The 16,480-nt window shown below is 67.7% G+C and carries 15 protein-coding genes; 4 read left to right on the forward strand and 11 right to left on the reverse strand.

Features of this window, described 5'->3' with window-relative positions:
• Positions 1 to 15 precede the first annotated feature (15 nt).
• Complete coding sequence (dapE, locus tag JOD27_RS27505) at positions 16 to 1,083, reverse strand: succinyl-diaminopimelate desuccinylase (protein WP_204765174.1); 1,068 nt, start codon at positions 1,081 to 1,083, stop codon at positions 16 to 18.
• A 59-nt stretch (positions 1,084 to 1,142) separates the two neighbouring features.
• Between dapE and JOD27_RS27510 the strand changes: the two genes are divergently transcribed.
• The 3 genes from JOD27_RS27510 (at position 1,143) to JOD27_RS27520 (ending at position 3,839) form a co-directional block, all read left to right on the forward strand.
• Positions 1,143 to 1,556: a hypothetical protein gene (locus JOD27_RS27510; protein WP_204765175.1), complete on the forward strand. Its 414-nt coding sequence runs from the start codon at positions 1,143 to 1,145 to the stop codon at positions 1,554 to 1,556.
• A gap of 308 nt (positions 1,557 to 1,864) precedes the next feature.
• On the forward strand, positions 1,865 to 2,821 hold the full coding sequence (gene dapD, locus JOD27_RS27515; protein WP_204765176.1) for a 2,3,4,5-tetrahydropyridine-2,6-dicarboxylate N-succinyltransferase: 957 nt from the start codon (positions 1,865 to 1,867) through the stop codon (positions 2,819 to 2,821).
• 112 nt (positions 2,822 to 2,933) lie between these two features.
• Positions 2,934 to 3,839 (forward strand): hypothetical protein, encoded by a 906-nt coding sequence (locus JOD27_RS27520; protein WP_204765177.1) that lies wholly within the window; start codon positions 2,934 to 2,936, stop codon positions 3,837 to 3,839.
• Here the strand turns inward: JOD27_RS27520 and dapC are convergent.
• Complete coding sequence (gene dapC / locus JOD27_RS27525; protein WP_239569057.1) at positions 3,829 to 4,926, reverse strand: succinyldiaminopimelate transaminase; 1,098 nt, start codon at positions 4,924 to 4,926, stop codon at positions 3,829 to 3,831. The genes JOD27_RS27520 and dapC overlap by 11 nt on opposite strands.
• Entirely contained in the window at positions 4,923 to 5,249 is a 327-nt protein-coding gene (gene fdxA, locus JOD27_RS27530; protein WP_109632377.1) for a ferredoxin, read from the reverse strand. The genes dapC and fdxA overlap by 4 nt, the downstream gene beginning before the upstream one ends.
• A 154-nt stretch (positions 5,250 to 5,403) precedes the next feature.
• On the opposite strand from fdxA, the gene JOD27_RS27535 reads away from it, so the two are divergent.
• Complete coding sequence (locus JOD27_RS27535) at positions 5,404 to 6,120, forward strand: GNAT family N-acetyltransferase (RefSeq protein ID WP_443673968.1); 717 nt, start codon at positions 5,404 to 5,406, stop codon at positions 6,118 to 6,120.
• On the opposite strand, the gene JOD27_RS27540 is transcribed toward JOD27_RS27535, so the two are convergent.
• From JOD27_RS27540 to JOD27_RS27575, 8 genes are all read right to left on the reverse strand, one after another.
• On the reverse strand, positions 6,093 to 6,539 hold the full coding sequence (locus JOD27_RS27540; protein WP_307830346.1) for a hypothetical protein: 447 nt from the start codon (positions 6,537 to 6,539) through the stop codon (positions 6,093 to 6,095). The genes JOD27_RS27535 and JOD27_RS27540 overlap by 28 nt on opposite strands.
• 146 nt (positions 6,540 to 6,685) lie before the next feature.
• A complete protein-coding gene (mshB, locus tag JOD27_RS27545; protein WP_204765180.1) occupies positions 6,686 to 7,522 on the reverse strand; it encodes an N-acetyl-1-D-myo-inositol-2-amino-2-deoxy-alpha-D-glucopyranoside deacetylase in 837 nt (278 codons plus the stop codon).
• Between the two features lie 111 nt (positions 7,523 to 7,633).
• A complete protein-coding gene (locus JOD27_RS27550; protein ID WP_204765181.1) occupies positions 7,634 to 8,626 on the reverse strand; it encodes an ABC transporter ATP-binding protein in 993 nt (330 codons plus the stop codon).
• Positions 8,623 to 9,795: an ABC transporter ATP-binding protein gene (locus tag JOD27_RS27555; RefSeq protein WP_204765182.1), complete on the reverse strand. Its 1,173-nt coding sequence runs from the start codon at positions 9,793 to 9,795 to the stop codon at positions 8,623 to 8,625. Before JOD27_RS27555 ends, JOD27_RS27550 begins: the two co-directional genes overlap by 4 nt.
• On the reverse strand, positions 9,795 to 10,694 hold the full coding sequence (locus JOD27_RS27560; RefSeq protein WP_307830366.1) for an ABC transporter permease: 900 nt from the start codon (positions 10,692 to 10,694) through the stop codon (positions 9,795 to 9,797). Before JOD27_RS27560 ends, JOD27_RS27555 begins: the two co-directional genes overlap by 1 nt.
• Positions 10,695 to 10,719: 25 nt before the next feature.
• Positions 10,720 to 11,718 (reverse strand): ABC transporter permease, encoded by a 999-nt coding sequence (locus JOD27_RS27565; protein WP_204765183.1) that lies wholly within the window; start codon positions 11,716 to 11,718, stop codon positions 10,720 to 10,722.
• A gap of 93 nt (positions 11,719 to 11,811) precedes the next feature.
• On the reverse strand, positions 11,812 to 13,590 hold the full coding sequence (locus JOD27_RS27570; protein ID WP_204765184.1) for an ABC transporter family substrate-binding protein: 1,779 nt from the start codon (positions 13,588 to 13,590) through the stop codon (positions 11,812 to 11,814).
• Between the two features lie 301 nt (positions 13,591 to 13,891).
• A complete protein-coding gene (locus tag JOD27_RS27575; RefSeq protein WP_204765185.1) occupies positions 13,892 to 15,559 on the reverse strand; it encodes an ABC transporter family substrate-binding protein in 1,668 nt (555 codons plus the stop codon).
• Between the last annotated feature and the right edge of the window lie 921 nt (positions 15,560 to 16,480).

Here is a 16,480-nt window from a genome sequence, read left to right on the forward strand (position 1 = left end):
CCAGGATATTAGTGATCAGGCAAGCAAAAATCGCTTAAGTACGTCGAAACACCCGGTGATCTGATGGACCGGCACGTTCTCTTCCCGAGTGTGCGCCAACGTCGGATCCCCAGGCCCGAAATTGACCGCCGGCATCCCCAACGCCGCAAACCGAGCCACGTCCGTCCACCCGAGCTTGGCCACGGGCGTCCCGCCAGCGGCCTCGACGAGCTCCCGCGCCGCCGGTGCGTGCAGCCCCGGCAACGCCCCACCCGCGAAGTCCGTGACCGTCACGTCGAAGCCCTCGAACACCTCACGCAGGTGCGCCTCTGCCTCTTCCACCGACCGATCCGGCGCAAACCGGTGGTTCACCGTCAGCACGGCCTCGTCCGGCACCACGTTCCCGGCGACCCCACCGCTGATCTTCACGGCCTGCAGCCCCTCGTGGTACCGGCACCCGTCGATCTCAGGCTGCCGAGGCACATAAGCCTCCAGCCGCCGCAACGCCTCCCCCATCCCGTGAATGGCGTTGACCCCCATCCACGCCCGAGCGGTGTGCGCCCGCTTCCCGCCGGTCCGAACCTCGATCCGCATGGTTCCCTGACACCCGGCCTCAACCGTCCCGTTGGACGGCTCACAAACGATGGCCAGGTCCCCCATCAACCACTCCCGCAGATCCCGCTGAATCCGCGTGAGCCCGTTCCGCTCCGCCTCGATCTCCTCGCAGTCGTAAAACACAAACGTCAGATCGTGCCGCGCATTCACACCGAGGGCCGCGATCGCCAGCATGACCGCGTCGCCCCCCTTCATGTCCACGGTCCCGCACCCGTGCAGCACGTCCCCTTCGCGCCGACCGGGAAAGTTCTGGTTGATCGGCACGGTGTCCAGATGCCCGGCCAAGACAACCCGCCGCTCCCGCCCGAGATTCGTGCGGGCCAACACGGCATTCCCCGATCGAGTGATCTCCAGATGCGGCGCATGCACCAGCAACGACCGCTCCACAAGATCCGCGATCTCCGCCTCCTCCCCGGACACGCTGCGCACATCCACCAACGCGGCAGTCAGTTCAACGGGGTCGGCGAAAAGATCAAGGGTGTCGGACACGTCCACACCCTACTCAAGCAAATTGAACGCTAGCCCGTTCGGCCGATACCGTACTTCCCGTGATCAAGCGCACACTCCTGGTCATCTCCCTGATCCTCATGGCCACCGGCTGCGGCGAGCCCCCAGAGGCGTGCGCCCGCCAGTGCGGCGAGATCCGCTCCCTGTTCTCGGCCCCGTGCGGCTCACAACACAGCGGCACCCCAGCCGACTGCGCCGCCTGGGTGGCCCGAGTCAGCACCATGACCCGCAACCTGGACAAGTCCTTCCAGGGCAAACGGGTCCAAGGAGACGTGAGCGAGGTCCTCCCCCGCCTGATGACGGCAGTGGGCGACTTCGAGGCCCACAAGTGCGGCGAAGTGCGCGTGGACAACGTGGCGAGCGCCGACGCCCGCCAGTCGAAGTGCAACGAGGCGCTGATCGCCACAAGGGGCGTCCTCAGCTCCCTCTACTTCAGCGCAGACGTACCGGACTGACCCCCAGATCTCTCGCGAAGGCGAGGCCGAGCAGTCCTTGGCATACCGGGCTGGTGGTTGCGTCCCACCCGGAGCGCAACCACCAGCCGCCGAACGCACCAGGCATGCCATCTACCTGCGTGCGGCGCTGGTGGGTCTTTGATCAGATTGGCGGGGTCCGGGGCGAAGCCCCGGAAAGCAGCGCACCGGACGCACGCGACGCAACCGACCTACGGACTCGCAACCGGCACCCGCCGACGCAACCGGTGGACGACCCACCCAACCCACGCGCACCCCGAAACCAACAGCCAAGACTAGGCTGACCCACCGTGAGCACCGCATACGGCATCGGCTTGGCCACTGTGACCCCGGACGGCACCGTCCTCGACACCTGGTACCCGTCCCCAGTCCTGGGAGACGCAGGCGACAAGGCCACCACCCGCCTGTCGTCCGCCGAGATCGCGGCAGCACTCGGCGAATCCGCCGCCAAGCTCCTGGGCGAGGACCTGGAGCGAGGCGTCGAGGTCATCGGCGTCCGCGTGGCAGCCGACCTGGCAGCCGCCCCGCGCGACACCTACGACGTCTGGCTGAGGCTCCACCTCCTGAGCCACCGCCTGATCAAGCCCCACGACGCCAACCTGGACGGCATCTTCGGCCTCCTGACGAACGTCGTCTGGACGAACCACGGCCCGTGCGCGGTGGACGGCTTCGAGGAGACCAGGATCCGCCTCCGCACCAGGGGCCAGGTCACGGTGTACGGCGTCGACAAGTTCCCCAGGATGGTCGACTACGTGGTCCCGTCCGGCGTGCGGATCGCCGACGCAGACCGAGTCCGGCTGGGCGCCCACCTGGCACAGGGCACCACGGTCATGCACGAGGGCTTCGTGAACTTCAACGCCGGCACCCTGGGCAACAGCATGGTCGAGGGCAGGATCTCCGGCGGCGTCGTCGTCGGCGACGGCTCCGACGTGGGTGGCGGCGCCTCGATCATGGGCACGCTGAGCGGCGGCGGCAAGCAGGTCATCAGCATCGGCGAACGCTGCCTGCTGGGCGCCAACTCGGGCCTGGGCATCTCCCTTGGCGACGACTGCGTCCTGGAGGCAGGCCTCTACGTCACCGCGGGCACCAAGGTCACCCTGCCGGACGGCGAGGTCGTCAAGGCCCACACGCTGAGCGGCCAGAACAACCTGCTCTTCATCAGGGACTCGACCACCGGCACCGTCCGGGTCAAGCCCCGCAAGGGCACCGGCGTGGAGCTGAACGCCGCGCTGCACGCGAACGACTGAGCAACAACGACTGAGCGACACTGAACAGGGAGCGAACTCGGTGGCTGGGGCCCGGTCTGCGCAGGCAGGCTGGGCCCGTGCCGTTCTGAGGGCCCGTCGCGGGGAGGTGCACGTGCTGAAGCAGCGGATCGAGCTGAACGCTCGCGCCGCGATCGAACGTGCCCTGGAGGGGGCGCAGTCGGAGGACTCCTTCGTGGAGTTCAAGACCCAGTGGCCGATCGACCACGGCAAGGCGGCCAGACAGATCGCCGCTCTCTGCAACGCCGCGCGCGGGTCAGAGGCGATGTGGGTCGTCGGTGTCGACGAGAAGGGCAGATACGTCAAGGGTGCCCTCGCCGAGGAGCTGTCGAGCTGGTGGCCCAGGGTGGAGAGCCACTTCGACGGCGTGGCACCCGGCCTCACCACGGTCGCGTTCGACTGGGCACCGGGCAGAACGGTCGTGGTGCTCAGCCTGCAGACCGACAACGCGCCGTACGTCTTCGTCACGAAGAAGGAGCCCTACAGCAGGGAGATCCCGTGGCGCTCCGGTGAACGCACGCGAAGCGCCAGACGCGGCGAGGTGCTGGAACTGCTGGTCCCGAAGCTGGACATGCCCGGCTGGGAGTTCGTCAGCGCGCGGGCCACGCTGAGCCAGCACTCACCGACGCTGCGGTTCGAGGGTGATCTCTACCTGGAGACGAACCAGCCGCTCTCGCTGCCTCACCACCGGTGCCACTCGTACGCGACGTACGGGCTCGACGCCGAGACGGTCGACCTGGCGTTCAGCTTCCGCACGAACACGCGGGACGTGCGGGCCGTCGAGCGGGTCGTGCGGGTCGCGGAACCGGCGGTGCTCCACGTCAGCGCGGACGCCGACGTGGAACTGGACGCGTTTCAGGACCTCTGGGACCTGCACTGGCACCTCGTGCTGGGCCTCGGCCTGAGCGGTGACTCGATCAGCACGAGCGTCCGGCTCACGACGGACGCGGTGCCGCCGAACCAGTTCACGCGCCGGGTGTGGTCCGCTCTCAAGCCTTGAGGCGCTCGACGGCCGCGGCAACACGCTCGTCCGTCGCGGTCAACGCGATCCGCACGTGCTGGGCGCCCGCCGGGCCGTAGAACGTGCCGGGAGCGGCCAGGATGCCGCGGTCGGCCAGCCAGGAGATCGTCTCCCAGGCGTCCTCACCGCGCGACGACCACAGGTACAGGCCCGCGTCGGAGTGCGAGACCGTGAACCCGGCCGCCTCCAGGGCGGGCTTGAGCACCTCACGACGGGCGAGGTACCGGGCACGCTGCTCAACCACGTGAGCGTCGTCCTCGAGAGCGACCCGCATGGCTTCCTGCACCGGCCGCGGCACGATCATGCCGGCGTGCTTGCGCAGCTCCAGCAGGCCCGCGATCAGCTCAGGGTCGCCGGTGACGAACCCGGCCCGGTAACCGGCCAGCGAGGACGTCTTCGACAGCGAGTGCACGGCGAGCACACCGTCGAAGGAGTCCACAATGGACGGATGCAGCACCGAGACCGGCGAGGCGTCCCACGGCAGCGACAGGTAGCACTCGTCGGAGGCCACCACCGCGCCGAGCTCACGGGCCGCGGCGACGGCGTCGCGCAGCTGCTCGGCCGACAGCACGCGCCCGGTCGGGTTCGACGGCGAGTTCAGCCACACGAGCTTCGTGCCGGCGGGCGGCAGCTCATCGTCGGCGAGGCGCACGACCTCGGCACCGGCCATCAGCGCGCCCACCTCGTAGGTCGGGTACGCCACGGCGGGCACGGCCACGATGTCGCCGGGACCGACGCCGAGCAGCGTCGGCAGCCACGCCACGAGCTCCTTGGAGCCGATCGTGGGCAGCACGGCCTGTTCCGACAGCCCGGCGATGCCGTAGCGGCGCTCAGCGGCGGCCACGAAGGCCGCACGCAGCTCCGGGGTGCCGTGGGTGACCGGGTAGCCGGGGATGTGGGCGACCGACGACAGCGCGGACTGGATCACCGCGGGAACCGGGTCGACGGGCGTCCCGACGGACAGGTCGACCACACCACCGGGGTGCTTGCGCGCCTTGGCGGCGTGGTCGGCCAGCGAGTCCCACGGGAAGTCCGGCAGAGCCGGCCCCCTGCGCGTGAGGATCAATGCCCCTCGGCCTGCGGTTCGAGGGCCTTGATGAACTGCGGGTCGTTGCTCACCTTGCCGACCTTCGAGGCGCCACCGGGCGAGCCGAGCTCGTCGAAGAAGTCCGCGTTCGCCTTGGTGTAGTCCTTCCACTCGTCGGGGACGTCGTCCTCGTAGTAGATGGCTTCCACCGGGCACACGGGCTCGCACGCGCCACAGTCCACGCACTCGTCGGGGTGGATGTAGAGCATCCGGTCGCCTTCGTAGATGCAGTCGACGGGGCACTCTTCGATGCACGCCTTGTCGAGCACGTCCACGCACGGCTGGGCGATCACATAGGTCACTGCGCTCTCCAACTTCCTCTGGTCCACACCGCGCAAGCCGGAGAGTACGCGGCACGTTCGAGTATCACCCGGTCAGGCTTGCCTTAGCTGCACGGTGTTCCACGTCACTCCACCTGCTGGGACGAGCTTGGGACAGGATGAACGCGTGCACACCGTGGATCACCTGGAATCACTCTGCGCGCGAGCGTGGCCCGCCCTGGCAGAAGTCTCGCTCGGGGATTGGTCGATGCGCGCCGCCGCCGGGTTCACAGGCCGCGCCAACAGCACGCTGACCTGCGGCGATCCCGGAATGCCGATTCCGGACGCGCTGGCCGTCACCGAAGGGTTCGCGCGCGAGCACGGCATCAAACCCACCGCGCACGTCGTCAACGGGTCGACCCAGGAGCGGGCGATCCGCGAGGCCGGCTGGATCGTCGACCTCGACCACCCCGGCGGCGCGGAGTCGCTGGTGATGACCGGCCCGCTGGAGAAGTTCGCCGAAGGCGAAGCGGAAAGTCGTGATCTTCCCGGATGGTGGGAACTCACGGCCGGATCCGAGGTCTCCGCCGCCCAGCGGCACGTGCTCGGATCGAGCGAGACGGTGTGCTTCGCGAGCCTCACCGAGGACGGCACGGTGGTCGCGGCCGTGCGGGGTGCCGTCGTCGAGGACGTGCTGCACGTGGCCCGGCTGGCCGTGCGGCCGTCACACCGCCGCAAGGGCCTGGCGAGGCAGCTGATGGGCGAACTGGCGGGCTGGGGCCTGAAGCAGGGCGCCACGACGTGCGCGCTGCAGGTCGCCGAGCACAACGAACCGGCGATCCGGCTCTACTCGGAGCTCGGCTGCACCGAACACCACCGCTACCGCTACTGGGTCCCGCCCGCGGTCTCGTAGAGGCCGGGCCGGTGGGCCGCGTTGCGCGCCATCACGGCACCCACCGCCACCGCACCGGTGAGCGCACCGCTCGCGAGCAGCAGCAGTCCACGCCAGTCCTGCAGCAGCAGAACGGGGCTGCCCGCGGCGTGGCCCGGTTCGAAGTAGCCGAACCACATCAGCGTGAAGAACCACACCAGCAACGGGGACGCGGCGGTCACGACCCGTTGGGACAGCGAGGCCGCCCACGACACCAGCAGAGGTGTGGTGAAGGCGGCCACCGCGATCGTGACGGGGAACGGCAGATCCCCGAACTTCGGCAGCAGCGTGCCGTCGAAGCGCACGGGCAGGAACATCGTTTCCAGCACGGCGAGCACGGCCGCCTCGACGCACAGAAGCAGCAGGAAGACGACTCGCCAGCCAGCGCGATGATCACTCACCGTTGCCGCGTTGTTCCGGTGGTCAGACGGGTGCATCGTGGTCCCACCCCCGCGACCTCATATCGGGCACATGGGGGCGCGGGGGTGGGGCCGCGAGGTGCCCTGCTGAGCGCCGGAACAACCCGGTGACGATTGTGGTCATCGCGCTAGCGGTCACTCAGTCCTCCGAACAGATCTGTGGCCGCGCCGTCCGCCGTGCCCTTCGCCAGCACGTAGTACTCGGCGCCGACCAGCGGCTGCGCGATGTCGTTCGACAGCGCGTACCCGCCGTCCCACACAGTGACCTGCGTCGAGTGCGCGCGCAACGCCCGGCGCTTCGCCGTCAGGTGCTCGGACACGTCGATCACGGTGGTGATCTCCTCGTCCGGGGTCACCGGCAGCTCACCGGGCTCCGGCAGCCGGAACGACTCGGGAACGTTCTCCAGCGCCCTGACCCCGGCTTCGGTGGCGTCGCGGGACGTCACGGCGTAGAAGAGCCGCTCGACCTCGGACACCTGGGCGAACGCGGCGACCGTGATCTCGTGCGCGCGGATGTGGTCCGGGTGGCCATAGCCGCCGAACGCGTCGTAGCTCACGACGACCTGTGGCTTGACCTCGCGCAGGATCTCGACCAGCTGGGCGGTCTGCTCTTCCAGCGAGCCCTGGACGAACGCGCGCGGGTGGGCGTTGGACGGCACGTCGACCATGCCGGAGTCGCGCCACCTGCCGATGCCGCCGAGGAATCTGTGGTCGGTCACGCCGAGCGCGGCGCAGGCTGATCTCAGCTCGCCCACGCGGTACCCGCCCAGCTGGTCGGCGGCGTCGGCGGCGAGGTGCGCCAGCGCGGGCGGGATGATCTCGCCCTCTTCGCCCAGCGTGCAGGTGACGACAGTGACGTGCGCGCCGGCCGAGGCGTAGCGCGCGATGGTGCCGCCCGTCCAGAGACTCTCGTCGTCCGGGTGGGCGTGCACGAAGAGCAACCGTGGTGGGGCAGTCAGCGTCACCGGAAAAGAGTAAAGGCTGTGTTTAACGGCCCCGTCTCCGGAGGCCCGTGTTGTCGACGAAGGGAATGTTCCTCCACCTCGAGTGGAGGGACATTCCCTTCATCGTGAGCGTCAGACTACTGAGCGTTCCTCGGCGAAGTGGCACGCGGACAGCGTTCCGCCCGGTCCACCTCGCAGTTCGAGCTTCGGTTCCTCGGTGGCGCAGATGTCCTGGGCCTTCCAGCACCGCGTGCGGAACCGGCAGCCCGACGGCGGGTTGACCGGAGACGGCACGTCACCGGTCAGCACGATCCGCTGACGCTTGCGCTCCTGCTTGGGATCCGGCATCGGCACCGCGGACAGCAATGCCTGCGTGTACGGGTGCATCGGCCGGTTGTAGATGGCCTCGCGCTCGCCCATCTCGATGATCTTGCCGAGGTACATCACCGCGACGCGGTCGGAGATGTGCCGCACCACCGAGAGGTCGTGCGCGACGAACAGGTACGCGAGCCCGAGCCGTTCCTGCAGTTCCTCCAGCAGGTTCACGACACCGGCCTGCACCGAGACGTCCAAAGCGGACACCGGTTCGTCGAGCACGAGGAACCGCGGATTGAGCGCGAGCGCCCGTGCGATGCCGATGCGCTGCCGCTGTCCGCCGGAGAACTCGTGCGGGTAACGGTTGCGGTGCTCGGGGTTCAGACCCACGAGCTCCATCAGCTCGTTGACCCGCCGCTGCACGCCACCTTCGACACCGTGGATCCGCAACGGTTCCGCGATGATGTCGTTGACCTGCCACTTCGGGTTCAGCGACGCGTACGGGTCCTGGAAGACGATCTGGATGTCCTTGCGCAACGGCCGCAGCTGCTTGGCGCTCATCGACGTGAGCTCGCGGCCCTCGAACTTCACCGAGCCCGAGGTCGGCTTGTGCAGCTGCAGGATCGCGCGTCCGGTCGTGGACTTGCCGCAGCCGGACTCGCCCACGAGGCCGAGCGTCTCACCGGGGCGCAGCGAGAACGACACCCCGGACACGGCCTGCACCGTGCCGATGCTGCGGGGGATGATCCCCTTGCCCCGCACGGGGAACTCCTTGACGAGGTCGGTGACCTCCAACAGCGGAGCGGTCACTTCGCCTCCTCATCGGACAGATCGGACACCAGGGTTCCGTGCACGGCGGTCACTTCGAGGGACTCGTCGGGGTTGGCCGCGGCGAACGCCGCCGGGTTCTCCACCGTGCCGATCTCGTCGTGCAGGAACAGCCGCTGCGGCTGCTCGATCGTCGCCAGGTGCTCCCAGCGGTGGCAGCGCGTCGTGTGGTTCGGCGCGCCCGCCTCTTCCAGCAGCGGCTCCCACTCCTGGCACACGTCGGCGACGAGCGGGCAGCGCGGCGAGAACGAGCACCCGGTCGGCAGGTTCACCAGCGACGGAGGTGCGCCCTTGATCGGCGTGAGTCGTTTGCCCAAAGTGGACGGATTCGGGACGGAGCCCAGAAGTCCCACCGTGTAAGGCATCCGCGGCCGTTCGAAGACGTCGTCGACCGGGCCGGACTCGACCACGGTGCCGCCGTACATCACCTGCACGCGGTTGACCATGCCCGCGACCACGCCGAGGTCGTGCGTGATCATGATGATCGCCGCGTCGGTCTCGGACTGGATGCGCAGCATGGTGTCGAGGATCTGCGCCTGCACCGTCACGTCGAGCGCGGTGGTCGGCTCGTCGGCGATGATCACGCTGGGGTCGTTGATGATCGCCATCGCGATGACCACGCGCTGCCGCATGCCGCCGGAGAACTCGTGCGGGTACTGGGCCGCGCGCTTGTCCGGCTGCGGGATGCCGACCAGTTCCAGTGCGTCGACCGCCTTGGCCCACGCCGCCTTCTTGGAGACGTTGTGGTGCGCCCGGTAGGTCTCGGCGAGCTGCCACCCCACGGTGTAGACGGGGTTCAGCGAGGTCATCGGGTCCTGGAAGATCATCGAGATGTGCTTGCTGCGGAACGGCTGCATCTGCTTGTAGCTGCGGCCGTTCAGCTCCTCACCGCGATAGCGGATCGAACCCTCGATGATCGCGTTCTTGGGCAGCAGGCCCATGATCGCCATGGAGGACACCGACTTGCCGGAGCCCGACTCGCCGACGATCCCCAGCACGTCGCCGGAGTTGAGGTCGAACGAGACGTTGCGCACGGCCCGGACGTCGCCGTCGTCGGTGGGGAACGTGACCGAGAGGTCCTTGACCGAGAGCAGCGGCGAGGTGGTGTTGGAGGGCAGGAAGTCCTCCGACAGTTCGGAAACACTCGTCATCAGGCACGCACCTTCGTCTGCCTCGGGTCGAACGCGTCGCGCAGGCCGTCACCGATGAAGTTGACGGCGAGGGAGAGCGACACGAGCACGATGAACGGACCCCAGAAGAGCCACGGCCGGTTCAGGAACTGCCCGTAGTTCTCCAGCACGATCACGCCGAGCGAGGTGTCCGGAGGCTGAACTCCCAGGCCCAGGAACGAAAGCGCGGCCTCGGTGAGCACCGCGGTCGCGATCGCCAGCGTGGCGTTGACGGTGATGCTGCCGATCATGTTCGGCACGAGGTGCTTGAAGATGATCCGCGGCGTGGTGGCGCCGCACGCCCGCGCCGCCTCGATGAACTCCCGCTGGGACAAGGACAGCGTCTCACCCCGCGTGATGCGGGCGATCTGCATCCACGCGAACGCGGCGAGCACCAGCGCGACGACGTACCAGCTGCCGGAGAAGCCCTTCACGACGATCGCGGCGACCGCGATCTGCGGAATGATCAGCAGCAGGTCGACCAGCCGCATCAGCGCGGTGTCCACGAAACCGCGCAGATATCCGGCCAGCGCACCGAAGATCACGCCGATCGCGGTCGCGAGCGCGGCCACGATCAACGCGATCTGCAGCGAGTAGCCGGTGCCGCGCATGAGCAACGCCAGCATGTCCTTGCCGACCTGGGTGGTGCCGAGCGGGTGTGTGCCGCTCATCGGCTGGTACGCCTTGCTCGACACGTCCTCGAAGTCGTAGGTCCAGATCAACGGACCGATGAACGCGAACAGGATCAGGAAGACGAAGACACCGAAGCTCACCATGGCGAGCCGGTGGCGCAGGAAGCGCCGCAGGACGAGCTGCCCCTGCGTGCGGGTCTTGGTGGCGTCGAACTCGTGCGAGTCGGACTGGGGAGCGCTGTTCACCACGCCGCCCTCGGGCGCCAAGTTGATGTTAGCCAAGGCGAATCCTCGGGTCGAGGATGCCGTACACGACGTCGGCAACCAGGTTGAACAGCACGATGAGCGTCGCGGTGACCGCGAGCCAGCCCATCAGCATCGGCGGGTCGAACTGCCGCACGGAGTTCACCAGCAGCGTGCCCATGCCGGCCCAGCCGAACACGGTCTCGGTGATGATGGCGCCGGACAGCACGCCACCGAAGTTCAGCGAGAACAGCGTGGCCACGGGGATGAGCGCGTTGCGGAACGCGTGCCGGAAGATCACGCGGCTCTGCGAGATGCCCTTCGCCCGCGCGGTGCGCACGAAGTCCGAGTGCAGGATCTCCAGCATGGAGGCGCGTTCGAACCGGCTGTACGCGGCGAAGCTGATCAGCATCAGCGCGACGGTCGGCAGCAGGAACGTGCCGGTGTACTTGAAGATCACCTCGCCGAAGCTGCCGCTGAAGCCACCCGGCCGCGGACCCGCGGTGGTGAGCCAGCGCTCCAGCCCCATCGACTCCAGGACGTTGTTGAACTGGATGCCGTAGTTCTTCACGATGACCGCGACGCAGAAGATCGGCATCGAGAACATCAGGAACGCGGTGCTGGTGGCGAGGTAGTCGAAGATCGAGTACTGGCGCACGGCGGCGAGCACGCCGACCGAGACACCCAGGGTGAGAGCCAGGAGTTCGGCACCGATGACGAGCCGTCCGGTGGTCCACAGCGCGTCCGTGACGGCTGGGAAGACAGCGGTCTTGGCCTGCCCGAGGGCGATGCTCTGGCCCCAGTCACCGGACAGGAAGTCGGTGAGCCAGTTCCAGTAGCGGACGAAAACGGGCTTGTCCAGGCCGAGGGAGATCTCGGCGGCCTTGATGTCGGCTTCGGTGACGCCGGGCCGGAATCGCATCTCCGCCAAGGGGTTTCCGGCGGAGGCGACGAGGACGTAACAGGCGAAGCTGCCGATCAGCAGGATGGGTATGGAGATCAGCAGGCGCCGGATGATGTAGCGGATCACGGGCGGGCTCCTAGGGGGCAACCCGGCTCGGGCGGGGCCGGACTCGTGGTCCGGCCCCGCCCGGTCAGGCGTTGCGCACTTCAGCTATGGCGGTTACTTGGTCTGCCACTCGTTGGCGTTCCACAGCGCGCCGTAGTAGCTCTGGAAGTACACGCGGTCGAGACCCTTGAACGCCCACATGTTCGGCATCTGGAACAGCGGCAGCGAGCCGTAGGCGTTCGCGATCTCCTCGTCGGCCTTCTGGAAGTACTTGAGCGAGTCCGAGATCGAGGTCTGGGACACGCCCGACTTGAAGGCCTCGTCCGCGGCCGGAACGCTCAGGTTCTGCCAGTTCTGGCCACCGCCGGTCTCGTAGATCGACTTCTTCTCGCTCTTCAGCGGGCTGCCGGACCACGCGAACAGCGCGACGTCGTAGTCACCGGCGGAGACGCGCTCGTCGAGGAAGTTCGGATCGGTGTCGTCCTTGACCTCGATGCCGGCTTCCTTGCACTGACCCTGGATCAGCTCGACGGTCTGCTTGCGGCGCGGGATGTCGGTGTGGCTGATCCGGAAGGAGGCACGCACGCCGTCCTTCGCGAACACGCCGTCGGCACCCTGCGTCCAGCCCGCGTCGCCAAGGATCTTCTTCGCCGCGGCCGGGTCGCCCTTGGCCTTGTCGCCGTAGACGTCCTTGTAGCCCTCGTCCTTCGGGAAGAAGATCAGGCTGCCCAGCGGCTTGGCGTCGGACTGCACCTCGGTGATGAGCTTGTCGATGATGTCCTGGCGCTTGACGCACATGAAGAAGGCCTTGCGGACCTCTTCCTTGGCCAGCACCGGGTTCTTGAACTGCAGGTCGAGGTGCTCGAACGAGAGACCGGGACCGGCACCGAACGTGATGCCCTGGGGCTTCAGGCTCTTCAGCTTCGTGGCCGCGTTCGCGTCGGGCTGGGCCATGGAGTTGACGGCGACCTCACCGTTCTCCAGCGCCTGCGCCTGCGCGACCGGGTCCGAGACCGCCTTCAGGACGATCTTCTCAGGACCACCGGGCTTGCCGGCCCACTTGGGGTTGCGCTCCAGCGTCACCGACTGGTTCGGCTCGAAGCCGGTCAGGACGTACGGGCCCGCACCAGGCATGAGTTCCTTGGTGAAGCCGTTCCACTTCTCGTTCCAGAAGTCGGCGACCTTCTGCAGGTCGGCCGGCGGGCTGTCCTTCGTCAACTTGGTGATGTCGGCGAAGCCGGTCTGCTTCTCGACGATGTGCGCGGGAAGCACGTCGTTGTTGAACAGGCCGATGTAGTCCGGGTACGGCTCGGCGAACGTGCCGACGAACGTCTGGTCGTCCTTGCACTCGCCGGTCATCAGGTCGTAACCGGTGGTGCCGGCCGGCTTGAAGTACTTGCCCTTGTCGGCCTTCTTGGCCGCGTTGCTCTGCGTGAACCACGCCATGTAGAAGTCGTCGCAGTCCCAGGCCTCGCCGTCGGACCAGCTGACGCCCTTCTTCAGCTTCCAGGTGACGACCTGGGGAGACTTCGAGGTGACCTCGATGCTCTCCATGACGTCCTTGTTGAGGCTGAACTTGTTGTTGCCGTTCAGGATGTGCGCACCCGGCTGCACGAGGACCAGCGCGAACGTGTTGTAGGACTGGTTCGCGTCCTCGGTCGCGTTGTTGTACGAGGTGAACGGCTTGTCGGTCGTCACGACGATCTGGCCGCTCTGCTTCGTCTCCGGCGCGGTGTAGCCGTCCGCGGACTCGCCGCGCGCGGTAGCCATGTCCGCGATGGTGGCGTCGCCACCGTCGGCGTTGTTGCCACCGCCGCCGCCACCGCAGGCACCCAGCACGAGAGACGCGCTGGCGAGCAACGCGATCGCCGGAAGTGCTTTGGTTCTCCTCATTGACACGTGCCCTCCTAGCACTGGGCGGCCGAGGCCAAGTCGGCATGCACGCCCATAACCGAGATGTGCCATACGCGCCCCGAACCGGCACATCGTGGGCAGCACGGTAAGAACCCGGTGAGCCAGCGGTCACTACCTGAGAGGGCGATCGTGACCCAATGGAGACACCTTGTAGCGCGCCGCAATGGCCCGATTACCGGGCGAATGCGTTCGTTGACCGGGCGCCTTTAATTCTGTCAACAAGGGCGGCCGAACGTAGCAACGAGAGAACGGCCTTCGCAACGGGTTTTCCATCCCGTCGCTACTTGTCGAGCCTCCGCCATTCGGGCGCCCCGCTGAGCACTCCGGCGAGCGGCGCCCCGGTGTCGACACCGGACACCACCGTTGGCAGCACACCAAGAAGATCAACTACCTGGAACAACGGCAACGCGACGGCCTGGGCCTGCAGCTGCGGCTCGATCCGCGCGAGCGCGTCGGAGAGCAGGACCTTGCCGTTGAGCGCGGCATCGACGTCCGCCTGGATCGCCTGGTCGCAGAACCCGGCCGGGTTCGCGGGACTGGGCGTCCCTCCGTCAGGCGCGTCAGGCGCACACCCGTACAGACTCGCGAGCCCGGCCGCCGAGTCGCCCGCGTCGACGCGCGGCACGACGGCGATGTCGATGTCCTTCTCGAGCAGCTGCTTGTTGAAGAGCTCCTCGGCGTTGGGCGTGACCACCTCGGACGCGATCCCGCGCTCGGTCAGCTGCGCCTTGATCCGGTTCGCGAGCCCGTCGTACGGCTCGGCCTTCTCCGGCGCGGCGATCTTCAGCTTGAGCGGCTTGCCCGCCTTCTCCCACTGGTTCTGCGCGTTCCTGGCGTACCCGGCCGCCGTGAGGAGTTGGTCGGTCGCCGCCGGGTTGAGCGTGCCGCCCTGGATCGTCGCCTGGTAACCGGTGCGGCTGGGCGGGATCACGAACGAGTCGGCCCGGTACTGCGCACTGGGACCGCTCTGGGTGCCGGACGCGATGAGCGCCTCGCGATCGAGCGCGGCAACGATCGCCTTGCGCGTCGTGACGTCCTTGAGCTGCTCACTGGCCGGCCGGAGCAGGACCTGGACGACCTCGTTGCGCGGCACCGGCTTCGTCGTGAGGTTCTTGATCGCCTTGAGCAGGTTGACGTCCGCCGCGTCGGCCCTCAGCAGAGCCGCCTGGTTGTCGCCTTTGGACAGTGACTCGGCCATCGCGCTGTGGGTGGCCCGGCGGAGCACCACGCGGTCCAGCGTCGTCGGCGCCTCCCAGTACCTGTCGCTGCGCTCGAGCACCACCTCGCCCCGCGGTTCGTCCAGTGACCTGACCTGGAACGGACCGGCGGTGGCCGGGAACCCGGTGCTCAGAACGTTCGACCAGGTGCCAGGCGCGTCCTTGAGGAGGTGCGCGGGAAGGAGGTTCGCGAAGAGCGACCGCCAACCGGGAAACGGCTTGCCGAACGCGACCTCGACGACCTTGCCGCCTTCCCTGGCGCTGATGTTGTTGATGAGCCGGTAACCTGCCGGATCCACAACGCCGGGTTCGACGCGCATACGCTGCCACAGGTAGGAGAAGTCCTCGGCGGCGATGGGCGCGCTGTCCGACCAGCTCGCGTCCTTGCGGATCGTGTAGGTGACGGTGAACGGTTCGGCCTTGGTGACCTTGGCGCTCACCATCAGATTGCGGTCCAGTTCGGGGGCGCCGTCCGGACCGGTGCGGAACACGCTCGGGAGCAGGAGAGAACTCAGTGCCGTGGTGATCGGACTCTGGGCCGCCAGCGAATGCGGGTTGTAACCACCCGCCACGTCGTCGACGCCCACCACGATCTCGGTGACCTTCGGACCCGTCGTGGTGATGACCGGGGCCTCGGACTTGGGGACCAGGGGTGGCGGAGGCGTGTTCGTGCACGCCGCGGCTGTGCCGCACAGGACGGCGGCAGCCAGCACTCCCCCGAGTCGCCTCATGGTCCTCACATTGCCAGAAGGGTGGTAGTGGCGTTCGGGCAACCCAGGTTTTGTCACCCGCGCCACTTGATGGACGTCGCTGAGGTAGGGCGGGTTGCTCGTACGGTGGGTAGTACGGCTCACCTGGACGGGTGGTTCGGGGGTGGGGTCGGCTGGTTTTGGGCGATTGAAACGGGGCCGGCTTCGAGTGGTCCGGCTAGTGGCGTGTCGCAGCTATCTCTTGGGATGTGACAGTGAGGGTGATGCCGGCAGGCAGCCGCGCTTCGATCATGAAGATCGCGCTCTCATGGCTGCCAACTGCACGGTTGGCAGCAGTCGGGGTGATCAGCAAACGTTTGCGTCAGCATTTCTCTACCGCCAACTCGGCAGCGACGTGCATGAGAACGCGACCATCCGGGCTTTGGGAGATGAGCACCAGACCGCCCAGCCCCCTGCCCGGCTCAACGGAACACAACCAAGCCGCGACGCTCTGCTGGGGGCGTGTGGGGGTCGGTTTGGGGTGGCCGGTTCCAGTTCCAGCGGAGGGGCCGCCAATGCGGTTCGGTCACCTTGCGTAGGTGGTTGCGTAGGCATTAACGCGCGGGGTCATTTCATCGCCGCTTCGCGACGATTGAGATTGTGCGGTCGGGTTCCAGAATTACCGCTTCCCATCGCGGCATAGGTCTGTACGGCGCGTTTCGCATGGCCACGCACACTGCCTCGGCTTCCCCATTGGCCATGCGCGGCAGGAGGGCTGTCCGGCTCGTTTCGCATCGCGGTTTCGGGGTGCGCCTTGGCTCGCATCGCCGTCGCCGTCGCCGTCGCCGTCGCCGTCGCCCTGAGTGTCAGACCCGCCGCGTACGTTGGGTCGCGGGGGAACCTGAATCCAAGGGGACGCCTGCGCCAGCCTGCGCAGCGTTGCCGTGGCGGATGCTTGCCACC

The organism is Lentzea nigeriaca (genome assembly GCF_016907955.1).
In the GTDB taxonomy this organism is placed as follows: domain Bacteria; phylum Actinomycetota; class Actinomycetes; order Mycobacteriales; family Pseudonocardiaceae; genus Lentzea; species Lentzea nigeriaca.